Annotated in this window: 17 protein-coding genes, 2 tRNA genes and 3 rRNA genes; 1 reads left to right on the plus strand and 21 read right to left on the minus strand. The window is 48.3% G+C overall.

Annotation, left to right across the window (positions count from 1 at the left end; all coding sequences use genetic code 11):
• Positions 1-121: 121 nt before the first annotated feature.
• The 5 genes from rrf to D3795_RS05520 all read right to left on the minus strand — a co-directional run bounded on the left by rrf (position 122) and on the right by D3795_RS05520 (position 5,376).
• A 5S ribosomal RNA gene (gene rrf / locus D3795_RS05500) occupies positions 122-236 on the minus strand.
• 124 nt (positions 237-360) lie between these two features.
• A 23S ribosomal RNA gene (locus D3795_RS05505) occupies positions 361-3,242 on the minus strand.
• 209 nt (positions 3,243-3,451) lie between these two features.
• Positions 3,452-3,527 (minus strand) — tRNA-Ala (locus D3795_RS05510).
• 158 nt (positions 3,528-3,685) lie between these two features.
• Positions 3,686-3,762 (minus strand) — tRNA-Ile (locus D3795_RS05515).
• A gap of 70 nt (positions 3,763-3,832) precedes the next feature.
• Positions 3,833-5,376, minus strand: a 16S ribosomal RNA gene (locus D3795_RS05520).
• Together the 16S, 23S and 5S rRNA genes with 2 tRNA genes alongside form the textbook arrangement of a ribosomal RNA operon.
• A 479-nt stretch (positions 5,377-5,855) precedes the next feature.
• On the opposite strand from D3795_RS05520, the gene D3795_RS05525 reads away from it, so the two are divergent.
• Positions 5,856-6,653 (plus strand): hypothetical protein, encoded by a 798-nt coding sequence (locus D3795_RS05525; protein ID WP_156266930.1) that lies wholly within the window; start codon positions 5,856-5,858, stop codon positions 6,651-6,653.
• Between the two features lie 66 nt (positions 6,654-6,719).
• Here the strand turns inward: D3795_RS05525 and rplQ are convergent, their stop codons facing one another.
• The 16 genes from rplQ to rplX all read right to left on the minus strand — a co-directional run bounded on the left by rplQ (position 6,720) and on the right by rplX (position 14,853).
• The gene (gene rplQ / locus D3795_RS05530; RefSeq protein ID WP_156266932.1) at positions 6,720-7,121 is read right to left on the minus strand and encodes a 50S ribosomal protein L17; all 402 of its coding nucleotides are present in this window, start codon (positions 7,119-7,121) and stop codon (positions 6,720-6,722) included.
• Between the two features lie 38 nt (positions 7,122-7,159).
• Entirely contained in the window at positions 7,160-8,149 is a 990-nt protein-coding gene (locus D3795_RS05535; RefSeq protein ID WP_156266934.1) for a DNA-directed RNA polymerase subunit alpha, read from the minus strand.
• Positions 8,150-8,174: 25 nt separating this feature from the next.
• Positions 8,175-8,795, minus strand: a complete 621-nt coding sequence (gene rpsD / locus D3795_RS05540; protein ID WP_156266936.1) for a 30S ribosomal protein S4 — start codon at positions 8,793-8,795, stop codon at positions 8,175-8,177.
• A gap of 30 nt (positions 8,796-8,825) precedes the next feature.
• Positions 8,826-9,215: a 30S ribosomal protein S11 gene (gene rpsK / locus D3795_RS05545; protein WP_034734070.1), complete on the minus strand. Its 390-nt coding sequence runs from the start codon at positions 9,213-9,215 to the stop codon at positions 8,826-8,828.
• A gap of 11 nt (positions 9,216-9,226) precedes the next feature.
• Positions 9,227-9,583: a 30S ribosomal protein S13 gene (gene rpsM / locus D3795_RS05550; RefSeq protein WP_156266938.1), complete on the minus strand. Its 357-nt coding sequence runs from the start codon at positions 9,581-9,583 to the stop codon at positions 9,227-9,229.
• 131 nt (positions 9,584-9,714) lie between these two features.
• Positions 9,715-9,828 (minus strand): 50S ribosomal protein L36, encoded by a 114-nt coding sequence (gene rpmJ, locus D3795_RS05555; RefSeq protein WP_055439830.1) that lies wholly within the window; start codon positions 9,826-9,828, stop codon positions 9,715-9,717.
• Positions 9,829-9,853: 25 nt separating this feature from the next.
• Positions 9,854-11,182, minus strand: coding sequence for a preprotein translocase subunit SecY (secY, locus tag D3795_RS05560; protein ID WP_156266940.1), 1,329 nt, complete (start codon positions 11,180-11,182; stop codon positions 9,854-9,856).
• A 5-nt stretch (positions 11,183-11,187) separates the two neighbouring features.
• A complete protein-coding gene (gene rplO, locus D3795_RS05565; RefSeq protein WP_156266943.1) occupies positions 11,188-11,622 on the minus strand; it encodes a 50S ribosomal protein L15 in 435 nt (144 codons plus the stop codon).
• Between the two features lie 3 nt (positions 11,623-11,625).
• A complete protein-coding gene (rpmD, locus tag D3795_RS05570; protein ID WP_055439827.1) occupies positions 11,626-11,808 on the minus strand; it encodes a 50S ribosomal protein L30 in 183 nt (60 codons plus the stop codon).
• A gap of 6 nt (positions 11,809-11,814) precedes the next feature.
• Positions 11,815-12,321 carry a 30S ribosomal protein S5 gene (gene rpsE, locus D3795_RS05575; protein WP_055439826.1) on the minus strand — a complete coding sequence of 169 codons (507 nt, stop codon included), beginning with the start codon at positions 12,319-12,321 and terminating at the stop codon, positions 11,815-11,817.
• Between the two features lie 9 nt (positions 12,322-12,330).
• The gene (gene rplR, locus D3795_RS05580; RefSeq protein WP_156266945.1) at positions 12,331-12,684 is read right to left on the minus strand and encodes a 50S ribosomal protein L18; all 354 of its coding nucleotides are present in this window, start codon (positions 12,682-12,684) and stop codon (positions 12,331-12,333) included.
• 9 nt (positions 12,685-12,693) lie between these two features.
• Entirely contained in the window at positions 12,694-13,227 is a 534-nt protein-coding gene (gene rplF / locus D3795_RS05585; protein ID WP_156266947.1) for a 50S ribosomal protein L6, read from the minus strand.
• A gap of 14 nt (positions 13,228-13,241) precedes the next feature.
• Positions 13,242-13,634 (minus strand): 30S ribosomal protein S8, encoded by a 393-nt coding sequence (gene rpsH / locus D3795_RS05590; RefSeq protein WP_126760454.1) that lies wholly within the window; start codon positions 13,632-13,634, stop codon positions 13,242-13,244.
• A 26-nt stretch (positions 13,635-13,660) separates the two neighbouring features.
• Entirely contained in the window at positions 13,661-13,966 is a 306-nt protein-coding gene (gene rpsN, locus D3795_RS05595) for a 30S ribosomal protein S14 (RefSeq protein WP_092858678.1), read from the minus strand.
• An 11-nt stretch (positions 13,967-13,977) separates the two neighbouring features.
• Positions 13,978-14,517 carry a 50S ribosomal protein L5 gene (gene rplE / locus D3795_RS05600; protein WP_092858680.1) on the minus strand — a complete coding sequence of 180 codons (540 nt, stop codon included), beginning with the start codon at positions 14,515-14,517 and terminating at the stop codon, positions 13,978-13,980.
• Positions 14,518-14,538: 21 nt separating this feature from the next.
• The gene (rplX, locus tag D3795_RS05605) at positions 14,539-14,853 is read right to left on the minus strand and encodes a 50S ribosomal protein L24 (RefSeq protein ID WP_092858682.1); all 315 of its coding nucleotides are present in this window, start codon (positions 14,851-14,853) and stop codon (positions 14,539-14,541) included.
• Position 14,854: the final 1 nt, after the last annotated feature.

A 14,854-nucleotide genomic window follows, 5' to 3' on the forward strand; every position in this document is an offset into this window, starting at 1 on the left:
TCGTTAGTCGTGGGTGGGGTTGGCTTTTTCGAATAACCAATAACGACTAACCAATAACGCTTTTTGGGGTTCTTAAACGAAAAAACCCCGAGCGTTAGCTCGGGGTCTCGTCGTATTTGAAGCCTGGCAGTGTCCTACTCTCACATGGGGAAGCCCCACACTACCATCGGCGCTGAAGCGTTTCACTACTGAGTTCGGAATGGATCAGGTGGTTCCACTTCGCTATGGCCGCCAGGCAAAAACTGTTAAACAATATAAACGCGCTGATTGTTCGTATGAATGCGCACCCTACAGGAACGTATTTTAATAGAAGCTCGAACTTGTGCCTTGGCTTACAGCCATAAACACCTTCGGTGTTGTATGGTTAAGCCTCACGGGCAATTAGTACGGGTTAGCTCAACGCATTACTACGCTTCCACACCCCGCCTATCAACGTTGTAGTCTCCAACAACCCTTCAGGACAATTACATGTCAGTGAGAGCTTATCTTGAGGCTCGCTTCCCGCTTAGATGCTTTCAGCGGTTATCGATTCCGAACATAGCTACCGGGCAGTGCCACTGGCGTGACAACCCGAACACCAGAGGTTCGTTCACTCCGGTCCTCTCGTACTAGGAGCAACCCCTCTCAACTCTCAAACGCCCACGGCAGATAGGGACCGAACTGTCTCACGACGTTCTAAACCCAGCTCGCGTACCACTTTAAATGGCGAACAGCCATACCCTTGGGACCGACTACAGCCCCAGGATGTGATGAGCCGACATCGAGGTGCCAAACACCGCCGTCGATATGAACTCTTGGGCGGTATCAGCCTGTTATCCCCGGAGTACCTTTTATCCGTTGAGCGATGGCCCTTCCATTCAGAACCACCGGATCACTATGACCTGCTTTCGCACCTGCTCGACGTGTCTGTCTCGCAGTTAAGCTGGCTTGTGCCATTACACTAACCGTACGATGTCCGACCGTACTTAGCCAACCTTCGTGCTCCTCCGTTACTCTTTGGGAGGAGACCGCCCCAGTCAAACTACCCACCAGGCACTGTCCTCGATCCCGATAAGGGACCTAAGTTAGAACATCAAACATACAAGGGTGGTATTTCAAGGATGGCTCCACGTCAACTAGCGCCAACGCTTCATAGCCTCCCACCTATCCTACACATGGAGGTTCAATGTTCAGTGCCAAGCTGTAGTAAAGGTTCACGGGGTCTTTCCGTCTAGCCGCGGGTACACCGCATCTTCACGGCGATTTCAATTTCACTGAGTCTCGGGTGGAGACAGCGTGGCCATGGTTACACCATTCGTGCAGGTCGGAACTTACCCGACAAGGAATTTCGCTACCTTAGGACCGTTATAGTTACGGCCGCCGTTTACCGGGGCTTCGATCAAGAGCTTCGCTTACGCTAACCCCATCAATTAACCTTCCGGCACCGGGCAGGTGTCACACCCTATACGTCATCTTTCGATTTTGCAGAGTGCTGTGTTTTTAATAAACAGTCCCAGCCACCTGGTCACTGCGGCCAGCTCCAGCTCCCCCCGCAAGGGGTTCACTAGCTCTGGCGTACCTTCTCCCGAAGTTACGGTACTATTTTGCCTAGTTCCTTCACCCGAGTTCTCTCAAGCGCCTTAGTATTCTCTACCTGACCACCTGTGTCGGTTTCGGGTACGGTCAACATGTACCTGAAGCTTAGAGGCTTTTCCTGGAAGCAGGGCATCAACAACTTCGCATCCGTGGATGCTCGTCTCGTATCTCAGTCTTAGTCGCCCGGATTTTCCTAAGCAACCAACCTACATACTTTCACCGGGATAACCAACACCCGGCTTGCCTAGCCTTCTCCGTCCCCCCATCGCAGTACATGTCGGTTCAGGAATATTAACCTGATTCCCATCGACTACGCCTCTCGGCCTCGCCTTAGGGGCCGACTTACCCTACCCTGATTAGCATGGGATAGGAAACCTTGGTCTTCCGGCGTGGGGGTTTTTCACCCCCATTATCGTTACTCATGTCAGCATTCGCACTTCTGATACCTCCAGCATGCTTCTCAACACACCTTCAACGGCTTACAGAACGCTCCCCTACCCAGCAACATCGTTGCTGCCGCAGCTTCGGTGCATGGCTTAGCCCCGTTACATCTTCCGCGCAGGCCGACTCGACTAGTGAGCTATTACGCTTTCTTTAAAGGATGGCTGCTTCTAAGCCAACCTCCTAGCTGTCTGAGCCTTCCCACATCGTTTCCCACTTAGCCATGACTTTGGGACCTTAGCTGGCGGTCTGGGTTGTTTCCCTCTTCACGACGGACGTTAGCACCCGCCGTGTGTCTCCCGGATAGTACTCACTGGTATTCGGAGTTTGCATGGGGTTGGTAAGTCGGGATGACCCCCTAGCCCAAACAGTGCTCTACCCCCAGTGGTATTCGTCCGAGGCTCTACCTAAATAGATTTCGGGGAGAACCAGCTATCTCCGGGCTTGATTAGCCTTTCACTCCGATCCACAAGTCATCCCCATCTTTTTCAACAGATGTGGGTTCGGTCCTCCAATTGATGTTACTCAATCTTCAACCTGCTCATGGATAGATCGCCCGGTTTCGGGTCTATACCTTGCAACTAAAACGCCCAGTTAAGACTCGGTTTCCCTACGGCTCCCCTATACGGTTAACCTTGCTACAAAATATAAGTCGCTGACCCATTATACAAAAGGTACGCAGTCACACCACGAAGGTGCTCCTACTGCTTGTACGTAGACGGTTTCAGGTTCTATTTCACTCCCCTCGCCGGGGTTCTTTTCGCCTTTCCCTCACGGTACTGGTTCACTATCGGTCAGTTGGGAGTATTTAGCCTTGGAGGATGGTCCCCCCATATTCAGTCAAGATAACACGTGTCCCGACCTACTCGTTTTCACAATCATTGCTTCGTCGTGTACGGGACTATCACCCTGTATCGTCAAGCTTTCCAGCTCGTTCCACTAAAACTATGATTGCTTAAGGGCTACTTCCCGTTCGCTCGCCGCTACTAGGGAAATCTCGGTTGATTTCTTTTCCTCCGGGTACTTAGATGTTTCAGTTCTCCGGGTTCGCTTCCTTAGGCTATGTATTCACCTAAGGATACTGAGCAAGCTCAGTGGGTTTCCCCATTCGGAAATCCATGACTATAACGGCTCTTACTGCCTCATCATGGCTTATCGCAAGTTAGTACGTCCTTCATCGCCTCCAACTGCCTAGGCATCCACCGTCTACGCTTAGTCACTTAACCATACAACCCGAAAATGTTTATTCGAATCGCATGGGCTGTTCTCTATGCTGTACACAAGTTCGATACGCCTCTACCAAAATGGTGTTTCAAGTAGAGTGGCATTTCATTACTTTATTACAATCAGCTTGTTCATATTGTTAAAGAGCGTCGTAACACAAAGTTACTGCTAAATCGTAAGATTTAGCGCTAACTTCGCAATGGATAGGAAGTGGTGGAGCCAAGCGGGATCGAACCGCTGACCTCCTGCGTGCAAGGCAGGCGCTCTCCCAGCTGAGCTATGGCCCCGTTTCGTTGTTCGTTATTGGTTATTCGTTGTTCGTCAAACAACAACCAAACCAAACACAACAAACCGATAAGACTAACTTCAAGGTTAGGCAAGGCGGGAAGCCGCGAAGCATACATCAGTATGTGAGTGGCTTTCCAACGCAGCATAACCGCAGAAGTGGTGGGTCTGAGTAGACTTGAACTACCGACCTCACCCTTATCAGGGGTGCGCTCTAACCAGCTGAGCTACAGACCCAGTTTCTATCCGTTACTTCTACCAAACCAGGCAATCTGTGTGAGCACTTAACTTCTTCAAGGCTTTTTCATAAGGAGGTGATCCAGCCGCAGGTTCCCCTACGGCTACCTTGTTACGACTTCACCCCAGTCATGAACCACACCGTGGTAAACGCCCTCCCGAAGGTTAAGCTATCTACTTCTGGTGCAGCCCACTCCCATGGTGTGACGGGCGGTGTGTACAAGGCCCGGGAACGTATTCACCGTGGCATTCTGATCCACGATTACTAGCGATTCCGACTTCATGGAGTCGAGTTGCAGACTCCAATCCGGACTACGACGCGCTTTTTGAGATCCGCACACTCTCGCGAGTTAGCTTCCCATTGTACGCGCCATTGTAGCACGTGTGTAGCCCATCCCGTAAGGGCCATGATGACTTGACGTCGTCCCCACCTTCCTCCGGTTTATCACCGGCAGTCTCCCCAGAGTTCCCACCTTTACGTGCTGGCAACTAAGGATAAGGGTTGCGCTCGTTGCGGGACTTAACCCAACATCTCACAACACGAGCTGACGACAGCCATGCAGCACCTGTCTCAGTGTTCCCGAAGGCACTAATCTATCTCTAGAAAATTCACTGGATGTCAAGGGATGGTAAGGTTCTTCGCGTTGCATCGAATTAAACCACATGCTCCACCGCTTGTGCGGGCCCCCGTCAATTCATTTGAGTTTTAACCTTGCGGCCGTACTCCCCAGGCGGTCAACTTAGTGCGTTAGCTGCGTTACTCACATCGTTTATGACACGAACAACTAGTTGACATCGTTTACGGCGTGGACTACCAGGGTATCTAATCCTGTTTGCTCCCCACGCTTTCGTACCTCAGCGTCAGTTTCTGACCAGGTGGCCGCCTTCGCCACCGGTATTCCTTCCTATATCTACGCATTTCACCGCTACACAGGAAATTCTACCACCCTCTTCAGAACTCGAGCCTGCCAGTTCAAAATGCCATTCCCAGGTTGAGCCCGGGGCTTTCACATCTTGCTTAACAAGCCGCCTACGTACGCTTTACGCCCAGTAATTCCGATTAACGCTTGCACCCTCCGTATTACCGCGGCTGCTGGCACGGAGTTAGCCGGTGCTTCTTCTGTGGCTAACGTCAATATGCAAGAGTATTAATCTTACATCCTTCCTCACCACTGAAAGTGCTTTACAACCCGAAGGCCTTCTTCACACACGCGGCATGGCTGCATCAGGGTTTCCCCCATTGTGCAATATTCCCCACTGCTGCCTCCCGTAGGAGTCTGGGCCGTGTCTCAGTCCCAGTGTGGCTGATCATCCTCTCAGAACAGCTAGAGATCGTCGCCTTGGTGGGCCTTTACCCCACCAACTAGCTAATCTCACTTGGGCCTATCTCTAGGTGCAAGGTCCGAAGAGCCCCTGCTTTGGTCCGTAGACATTATGCGGTATTAGCCACAGTTTCCCGTGGTTATCCCCCTCCTAAAGGCAAGTTCCCAAGCATTACTCACCCGTCCGCCGCTCGCCGGCAAAGTAGCAAGCTACTCCCCGCTGCCGCTCGACTTGCATGTGTTAGGCCTGCCGCCAGCGTTCAATCTGAGCCATGATCAAACTCTTCAGTTTAAAGTGTTTAATCGACCCATTGAATCAATGACTTAATAAATCTTAATTTGTTAAGCACTTTTCCAATCAGTCAGGTGTATCCGAAGATACTTTTTTGCATCCGAAGATGCTTTCTCTGCCTGAATCCGGTAAGTGCCCACACAGTTTGCTTGGCTTGGTATATTGTTAAAGAACGTTCGCTTCTTCGTGAAGCGGGATGCGTATTTTACGCCATCCTTGGTTCAGGTCAAGATCCTTTTGGATCTTTTTTTGTGACCTGCATCACTTTCTGAACCCGCGTCATCACTCGGTGACAACGGCGGCGAATTATAAGGATCGCCGCCTACGGTGCAAGATCTTTTTTTGCATTTTTTTCTAAGTGGTTTATTTTTACTCAAATTGAACAAAGTTTATCTATTGTTTGTCTATAAACACTGCTATTGTTCAAAATCGTCACTAATAATTACTAAAAAGACACATTGTTAAATCGGGGTGCGCCTATGAAAGTTTTACCAACTTTATTGGCTGCGAGCGTATTTATGACTTACGCAAGTTACGCAGCAGACTCTGCTGTCGTCGATACGACGAAGTCTACCGCTTATGTCTTGAATGACGAAGACCAACGACTCGCAGATACATACGCACGGATGCTTCGTTATTACGAACAACGGAATTTTTCATCTACTCGTTCGGTTCGTGTATTGATGAGTAATTATCCTCATCATGTAGAACCTATTCTCTATGCGGCATTTGATCGCTATCCACGTCATTACCGTCACATTATAAAAGCAGCAATAGATGCCGAACCCGCATTTACACGTGATGTGATCTCTGCAGCACTAAATTTACGAGTTGCTGATCCTGCAGAAATTGTAAGAATCGCTGTCGAGACTGAGCCTAGTTATGCAGAGGCAATTGTTGGTACAGTTGAGGAGATAGATCCAGCTCACTTAAATGAAGTAATACGCGTTGCCGTAACCACCGAGCCACACACTGCCGATGGAATACTCCGGGCAAACAAAGAGGCTGAGGTAAGTAAATTAGAATCAATCATTCAAGCGGTATTAGCCGCTGCCCCAGCTGTCGGAGGCTATCTAGCAGACACCATTAGTGACATTATAGGCTCAGCAGATACTGATGAAGACTCTAACATCGCTCAGGATCAAGAACGTCAACGTGCAATTAAATTGCTTAGAAGCGCATACAATGCCGGCGGTTTAACTGAAGAGCAGTTACATGCAATTGCAGCACGGCACGATCTTTCATCACAAGAATTAGAATCTATTATTAACCAATAATAGAACCAAATTCGAAAACAAAAAAGCCGCTCATCGAGCGGCTTTTTTCTTAGCGAAATACTTCGCTTATTCTTCTACTGCAACTTCTTCAGCAGCAGTAGCGTCTACTTCTGGACGGTCAACTAGTTCAACATATGCCATAGGTGCATTGTCGCCAGCACGGAAGCCACACTTCATAATACGAGTGTAACCACCAGCGCGCTCTTGATAACGCGGACCTAATTCATTGAACAACTTACCAACAACTTCTTGGTCACGTGTACGTGCAAAAGCCAAACGGCGGTTTGCAACGCTGTCTTGCTTCGCTAATGTGATTAGCGGCTCGACTACGCGACGCAGTTCTTTCGCTTTTGGCAAAGTGGTTTTAATCACTTCGTGACGAACCAGTGAGCTTGCCATATTGCTGAACATCGCTTTGCGATGGCTGCTGTTGCGGTTGAGTTGACGACCACTCTTACGATGGCGCATACCTATACCCTTCTCAGTAAATCTCTGTAAAAGATAACTTAGTCGCGATCAACGAGGCTTGCTGGTGGCCAGTTCTCTAGACGCATGCCTAAAGACAAACCACGTGACGCAAGCACGTCTTTGATTTCGGTGAGCGATTTTTTACCCAAGTTAGGAGTTTTTAACAACTCAACTTCGGTACGCTGCACTAAGTCACCAATGTACTGAATAGCTTCTGCTTTCAAACAGTTCGCAGAACGCACAGTTAATTCCAAATCGTCTACTGGACGTAACAGAATCGGATCAAATTCCGGCTTCTCTTCTTTCTCTTCTGGTTCGCTCATGTCACGTAATTCAACAAACGCTTCTAGCTGTTGAGCAAGAATCGTTGCTGCGCGACGAATCGCTTCTTCTGGATCCAATGTACCATTGGTTTCCATATCGATAACCAGTTTGTCCAAGTCAGTGCGTTGCTCAACACGTGCAGAATCTACACTGTAAGCGATACGCTCAACTGGACTGAAAGAAGCGTCAACTAAAAGTAGACCGAGCGGACGCTCTTCATCGTCAGCAGACTGACGTGCCGAGGCTGGAACATAACCACGACCACGCTCAACTTTGATTGACATGTCAATCTCAGTGTCACCTGTAAGAGTACAGATGAGGTGATCTGGATTAATGATCTGGACATCACCGTCATGGGTGATATCGCCAGCCTTGACAGGGCCCGCTCCGGATTTTTTCAAGGTCAGAATCGCTTCATCTTTGCCTTCCATGACTACTGACAAACCTTTCAGGTTCAACAGAATCTCGATGATATCTTCCTGAACACCCTCTTTGCTGCTGTATTCGTGCTGAACACCGTCAATTTTCACTTCAGTCACTGCCACACCTGGCATAGACGAAAGTAAAATACGGCGCAACGCGTTGCCCAGCGTGTGACCAAAGCCACGCTCAAGAGGCTCCAACGTCACTTTAGCGTGAGTCGGGCTAATTTGTTCGATATCGACTAGCCTTGGCTTTAGGAATTCGGTAACAGAACCCTGCATTGTGTCCTCTCTTTATGCTTAAGCTTTACTTAGAGTAAAGCTCTACGATCAACTGTTCGTTAATTTCAGCAGACAAATCTGCACGCTCTGGAAGACGTTTGAACTGACCTTCCATTTTAGTGCTGTCTACTTCCAACCATACTGGCTTTTCACGCTGATCAGCGAGTTCCAGTGCGGCTGCGATGCGCGCCTGCTTTTTCGCTTTTTCGCGAACGGACACAACGTCTTCCGGACGTACTTTAAACGACGGAATGTTAACTACCTGACCATTCACTACTACTGCTTTGTGGCTTACCAACTGGCGCGCTTCAGCACGAGTTGACGCGAAGCCCATACGGTACACCACGTTATCAAGGCGTTGCTCAAGCAATTGCAGCAGGTTCTCACCAGTATTGCCCTTAATACGGGCAGCTTCTTTGTAATAGTTACGGAATTGCTTTTCGAGTACGCCGTAGATACGACGAACTTTTTGCTTTTCACGTAACTGCAAACCGTAATCAGACAAACGGCCGCGACGAGCGCCGTGCTGACCCGGTGCGCTTTCGAGTTTACACTTCGAATCGATTGCGCGTACGCCGCTTTTCAGGAACAAGTCTGTTCCTTCGCGACGACTCAGTTTGAGTTTTGGACCCAAATATCTAGCCATGTTCTTTCTCCAACTATCGTATAGCGCCTATTAAACGCGACGTTTCTTAGGCGGACGACAACCGTTGTGAGGAATAGGTGTCACATCAGTAATGTTCGTGATGCGATAACCTACAGCGTTCAATGCGCGAATCGATGATTCACGACCAGGACCTGGGCCCTTAACGAACACTTCTAGGTTTTTCAAACCATATTCCTTCGCCATTTCACCTGCGCGCTCAGCAGCAACCTGTGCAGCAAACGGAGTTGATTTACGTGAACCACGGAAACCAGAACCACCTGCAGTTGCCCATGCTAACGCGTTACCTTGACGGTCAGTGATGGTCACAATGGTGTTATTGAAAGATGCATGGATGTGAGCCATGCCATCTGCGACTTGCTTTTTAACGCGTTTACGAGTACGAGTTGGTTGTTTAGCCATTTCTCAACTCCCTACTTCTTAATTGGTTTACGCGGACCTTTACGGGTGCGCGCATTTGTTTTAGTGCGCTGTCCACGTAGAGGCAAGCCACGACGATGACGTAGACCACGGTAACATCCGAGATCCATCAAGCGTTTGATGTTCATAGATACTTCACGACGAAGATCGCCTTCAACAGTAAACTTAGCTACTGCTTCACGAAGTACATCTAGTTTTTCTTCTGACAAAGAGCCGATTTTGGTATCTTCAGGCAGCTCGATCGAAGCTAAGATAGCTTTTGAACGAGTACGGCCGATACCGTAAATCGCAGTCAAGGCAATGACTGCATGCTTATTGTCAGGAACGTTAATGCCAGCGATACGGGCCACTAACACGTCTCCTATAGTTTATGGGTGACCGGATTTGAAAAGCCCGTTAGGATACTCAACCGGTCGCCAATTTGCAAACATATCAAAGCCGCAGCCAAAAATTATTTTTGACTGCGGACTTCTTCTTCGAATTAACCTTGCCGTTGCTTGTGCTTAGGGTCACTGCAAATTACACGCACAACACCGTTGCGCTTGATAACTTTACAGTTACGGCAGATTTTCTTCACGGAAGCACGAACTTTCATTGCTACACTCCGTAATTATCCAACCTTAACGGCCGAAGCCTTTAAGGTTAGCTTTTTTCAGGACCGAATCATACTGATGTGACATCAGATGAGTCTGGACCTGCGCCATAAAGTCCATGATAACAACTACGATAATTAAAAGCGACGTACCACCAAAATAGAATTGTACGTTCCACGCAATCATCATGAACTCAGGAACCAAACAGACAAAGGTAATGTATAAGGCGCCAGCAAGCGTCAAACGAGTCATTACTTTATCAATGTAACGTGAGGTTTGTTCGCCTGGACGAATACCAGGGATAAACGCTCCCGATTTCTTCAAGTTATCTGCTGTCTCACGTGGGTTGAACACCAACGCGGTATAGAAGAAACAGAAGAAAATAATTGCCGCTGCATAAAGCATTACATACAGAGGCTGACCCGGTGACAATGTCAACGACAACTCCTGTAGGAAGTTTGCTACCGCGCCTTCGCCTTGGCCAAACCAAGTTGCGATGGTGCCTGGGAACAAAATAATGCTTGATGCAAAAATTGGTGGAATCACACCAGCCATATTCACTTTTAATGGCAAGTGCGTGCTCTGCGCTGCAAACACCTTACGGCCCTGCTGACGCTTTGCATAGTTCACAACAATACGACGTTGACCACGTTCTACGAACACAACGAAGTAAGTTACTGCGAGAACGATAACACCAATTAGCAATAACAATAATAAATGCAAATCACCCTGACGAGCTTGCTCTGCCGTTTGGCCAATGGCCGACGGGAGCCCTGCTACAATACCGGTGAAGATTAGAATAGAGATACCGTTTCCAATTCCACGTTCGGTAATTTGTTCACCTAACCACATTAAGAACATGGTACCAGTAACCAAACTCACGATTGCCGTGAAGTAGAATCCGAAGCTTGGGTCAATAACGAGACCAGGCATCAGATTCGGTAAGCCAGTAGCTATACCAATTGATTGGAAAGTTGCGAGTATCAATGTACCCCAACGCGTGTATTGGCTGATTTTACGACGGCCACTTTCACCTTCTTTCTTAAGCTCAGCAAGACGTGGATGAATCACGCTCGCTAACTGCATAATAATTGAAGCCGAAATGTACGGCATAATACCTAAAGCAAATACCGATGCACGTTCAAGAGCACCACCGCTGAACATGTTAAACATGGCAACGATGGTATCTTTTTGCTGATCGAATAATTGCGCCAACACAGCGGCATCTATACCAGGAATCGGCACAAAGGAGCCCGCACGGAACACGATTAACGCGCCGAGTACAAACAGCAGTCGACGTTTAAGCTCCGACGTGCCACCTTGAGCTCTGTTAGATTCCAATCCTGGTTTAGCCATGTGCCCTATCCTTCGATTTTGCCGCCAGCAGCTTCAATAGCTTCGCGGGCGCCTTTGGTGACCTTAATGCCTTGAACCGTTACTTTACGGCTTACTTCGCCTGACTTGATGACCTTAACAGTCAACACGTCGTGACGAATTACACCAGCTTCTTTTAATGAAGCTAAAGTAACAGTATCACCAGCAACTTTCGCGATCTCTGCCAGGTTTACTTCTGCAGTGGTCATAGCCTTGCGTGAAGTAAAGCCAAACTTCGGTAAACGACGTTGGATTGGCATTTGGCCGCCTTCAAAACCTGGCTTAATAGAGCCGCCAGAGCGTGAAGTTTGACCTTTATGACCACGTCCACCAGTTTTACCAAGGCCTGAACCGATACCACGGCCGAGACGCTTTTTGCTGGTTTTAGCACCAGGTGCAGGGGAGATAGTGTTTAAGTACATGTCTTAGTCCTCCACCTTTACCATATAAGTGACTTGGTTCACCATGCCGCGGACGGCTGGAGTATCTTCCAGCTCGACCGTGTGACCAATGCGGCGCAGACCAAGACCACGAAGTGTAGCTTTATGTTTCGGTAAACGACCGATTGAGCTACGCGTCTGGGTTACTTTGATTGTCTTTTTCGCCATTGCTCACTACCCCAAAATTTCATCAACGCTCAATCCACGTTTAGCCGCTACTTGCTCAGGCGACTTCATACCGTGAAGTGCCTTGATAGTGGCACGAACAACGTTGATTGGGTTGGTTGAACCATATGCTTTTGACAGCACGTTGTGTACACCGGCAACTTCGAGTACTGCACGCATCGCACCACCGGCGATGATACCTGTACCTTCAGAAGCTGGCTGCATAAATACCTGTGAACCTGAGTGACGGCCTTTAACAGGGTGCTGTAAGGTATCACCTTTCAGCTGCACGGTTACCATGTTGCGACGCGCTTTTTCCATTGCTTTTTGAATAGCAGCTGGAACTTCGCGAGCTTTACCATAACCGAAACCCACTTTACCTTGACCATCACCAACCACAGTCAGTGCAGTGAAACTAAAGATGCGACCACCTTTAACTACTTTCGCTACACGGTTTACTGTGATCAGCTTTTCTTGCAGGTCACTTTGTTGAGCTTCTACATTTGCATTTGCCATGTTCGTCTCCTAGAACTGAAGTCCAGCTTCACGAGCTGCGTCAGCCAAAGCGGCGACACGACCGTGATAACGGAAACCACTGCGATCGAATGCAACGTTTTTCACGCCTTTTTCCATCGCCCGTTCAGCGATCAGCTTACCAACTGCTTTGGCTGCTTCTACGTTACCAGCAGATTTGAACTGCTCACGCATAGTTTTCTCAACAGTTGATGCTGAAGCTAGTACTTCAGAACCGTTCGGTGCAATAAGCTGTGCGTAAATATGCCGTGGTGTACGGTGAACGACCAGGCGGTTAGCACCCAACTCTTGCATTTTCTTACGAGCGCGAGTTGCGCGACGTAAGCGAGCTGATTTCTTGTCCATCGTCTTACCTTACTTTTTCTTGGCTTCTTTACGGCGCACTTGCTCATCGGCATAACGCACACCTTTACCTTTATAAGGCTCAGGCTTACGGAATGCGCGAATGTTAGCGGCAACTTGACCAACTAACTGCTTGTCGACACCTTTCACGACTACTTCAGTTTGTGCTGGGACTTCGATAGTGATTCCCTGAGGGATATCGAACTCAATCGGGTGAGAAAAGCCCAGCGTTAGGTTCAATTTAGAACCTGCAGTGTTAGCACGATAACCAACACCAATTAGCTGTAATTTTTTCTCATAACCCTGCGCAACACCAACCACCATGTTTTGTAGTAACGCACGTGCTGTACCTGCTTGCGCAGTAGCGTTTGCAACGCCTTCACGTGGGATAGTACGGATAACGTTGTCTTCTTTAACAACTTCAACCGCTTCGTTAACTACACGGCTCAATGAGCCTTTGGCACCTTTGATTGTTACTTCCTGGCCATTTAGCGTAACTTCAACGCCAGCAGGAATGGCAATCGGTGCTTTAGCAACTCGTGACATTTCCTAACTCCTCGTTAAGCTACGTAACCAATAACTTCACCGCCAAGACCCGCTTTGCGAGCGGCACGGTCAGTCATCAGGCCTTTCGAAGTAGAGACAACTGCGACACCTAGACCACCCATAACTTTAGGCAGTTCATTGCGTTTCTTATAGATACGCAGACCAGGGCGACTTACGCGCTCAATTGATTCAATAACAGGCTTACCTTCAAAGTACTTCAATGTAACTTCTAGTTCTGCTTTCACATCACCAGATACGCTGAAGTCCGCGATATAACCTTCTTCTTTCAGAACTTGGGCAATAGCCACTTTCTGCTTAGAAGCAGGCATGCGCACGGCAACTTTGTTAGCACCCTGAGCGTTGCGGATGCGAGTGAACATATCCGCAATTGGATCTTGCATGCTCATATTTGCTTTCTCCCGTGACTCGTGGCTTACCAGCTAGCTTTTTTCAAGCCAGGAATTTCACCGCGCATCGCTTTCTCACGTACTTTGATACGGCTCATGCCGAACTTACGTAAGAAACCGTGTGGGCGGCCCGTTACGCGGCAGCGGTTACGCTGACGGCTTGGGCTCGAATCACGAGGAAGACTTTGCAATTTAAGCACGGCTTCCCAACGCTCTTCGTCCGAAGTATTCGGATCGCTGATCACATTTTTCAGTGCGATGCGTTTCTCTGCGTATTTAGCTGCTAGCTTTTGACGCTTCAGCTCACGCATTTTCATTGACTCTTTTGCCATAACTCTACACCTTACTTCTTGAACGGGAAGTTAAAGGCAGCGAGCAAAGCGCGAGCTTCGTCATCAGTGCCTGCAGTAGTGGTGATAGTGATGTCAAGACCACGAACCTTATCAACTTTATCAAAGTCGATTTCAGGGAAGATGATCTGCTCACGTACGCCCATACTGTAATTTCCCCGACCATCGAAAGATTTCGGGTTCAAACCACGGAAATCGCGAATACGTGGAATTGCAATCATAATTAAACGTTGCAAAAAGTCCCACATACGCTCGCCACGCAGAGTCACTTTACAGCCAATTGGGTAGCCTTCACGGATTTTGAAGCCAGCGACAGATTTACGAGCAACAGTACGTACCGGACGTTGACCAGAAATTGCTTCAAGGTCAGATACTGCGTTGTCGAGAATCTTTTTGTCAGCCAGAGCTTCACCAACACCCATGTTAAGGGTGATTTTTTCAATCCGAGGGACTTGCATGACGCTGTTGTAGCCGAACTGTTTAAGCAGCTCAGGAACTACTGATTCTTTGTAAAAATCATGCAGTTTCGCCATCGTAAAACTCCAAATTAAAAATTAAATGATTGCGTTGTTAGATTTGAAGAAACGAACTTTTTTGCCGTCTTCAATCTTGAAACCAACACGATCTGCTTTACCAGTCTCTGGGTTGTAAACTGCTACGTTAGAAACGTGGATTGGTGCTTCCTGCTCCACGATACCGCCCGCTACGCCCAATGCAGGGTTTGGCTTCTGGTGTTTCTTAACGATGTTTACGCCTTCAACGAATACACGATTCGAAGCGGTATCGACTTTAAGCACTTTACCGCGCTTACCCTTGTCTTTACCTGCCAGGACTACTACTTCATCATCACGTTTGATTTTTGCCGCCATA

It is taken from the genome of Pseudidiomarina andamanensis (assembly GCF_009734345.1).
Lineage (GTDB): Bacteria > Pseudomonadota > Gammaproteobacteria > Enterobacterales > Alteromonadaceae > Pseudidiomarina > Pseudidiomarina andamanensis.

Coding starts and splice junctions, on each gene's coding strand:
- D3795_RS05525 (WP_156266930.1), top strand. CDS start 5,856: ATGAAAGTTTTACCAACTTTATTGGCTGCGAGCGTATTTATGACTTAC.
- rplQ (WP_156266932.1), bottom strand. CDS start 7,121: ATGCGCCATCGTAAGAGTGGTCGTCAACTCAACCGCAACAGCAGCCAT.
- D3795_RS05535 (WP_156266934.1), bottom strand. CDS start 8,149: ATGCAGGGTTCTGTTACCGAATTCCTAAAGCCAAGGCTAGTCGATATC.
- rpsD (WP_156266936.1), bottom strand. CDS start 8,795: ATGGCTAGATATTTGGGTCCAAAACTCAAACTGAGTCGTCGCGAAGGA.
- rpsK (WP_034734070.1), bottom strand. CDS start 9,215: ATGGCTAAACAACCAACTCGTACTCGTAAACGCGTTAAAAAGCAAGTC.
- rpmJ (WP_055439830.1), bottom strand. CDS start 9,828: ATGAAAGTTCGTGCTTCCGTGAAGAAAATCTGCCGTAACTGTAAAGTT.
- secY (WP_156266940.1), bottom strand. CDS start 11,182: ATGGCTAAACCAGGATTGGAATCTAACAGAGCTCAAGGTGGCACGTCG.
- rplO (WP_156266943.1), bottom strand. CDS start 11,622: ATGTACTTAAACACTATCTCCCCTGCACCTGGTGCTAAAACCAGCAAA.
- rpmD (WP_055439827.1), bottom strand. CDS start 11,808: ATGGCGAAAAAGACAATCAAAGTAACCCAGACGCGTAGCTCAATCGGT.
- rpsE (WP_055439826.1), bottom strand. CDS start 12,321: ATGGCAAATGCAAATGTAGAAGCTCAACAAAGTGACCTGCAAGAAAAG.
- rplR (WP_156266945.1), bottom strand. CDS start 12,684: ATGGACAAGAAATCAGCTCGCTTACGTCGCGCAACTCGCGCTCGTAAG.
- rplF (WP_156266947.1), bottom strand. CDS start 13,227: ATGTCACGAGTTGCTAAAGCACCGATTGCCATTCCTGCTGGCGTTGAA.
- rpsH (WP_126760454.1), bottom strand. CDS start 13,634: ATGAGCATGCAAGATCCAATTGCGGATATGTTCACTCGCATCCGCAAC.
- rpsN (WP_092858678.1), bottom strand. CDS start 13,966: ATGGCAAAAGAGTCAATGAAAATGCGTGAGCTGAAGCGTCAAAAGCTA.
- rplE (WP_092858680.1), bottom strand. CDS start 14,517: ATGGCGAAACTGCATGATTTTTACAAAGAATCAGTAGTTCCTGAGCTG.
- rplX (WP_092858682.1), bottom strand. CDS start 14,853: ATGGCGGCAAAAATCAAACGTGATGATGAAGTAGTAGTCCTGGCAGGT.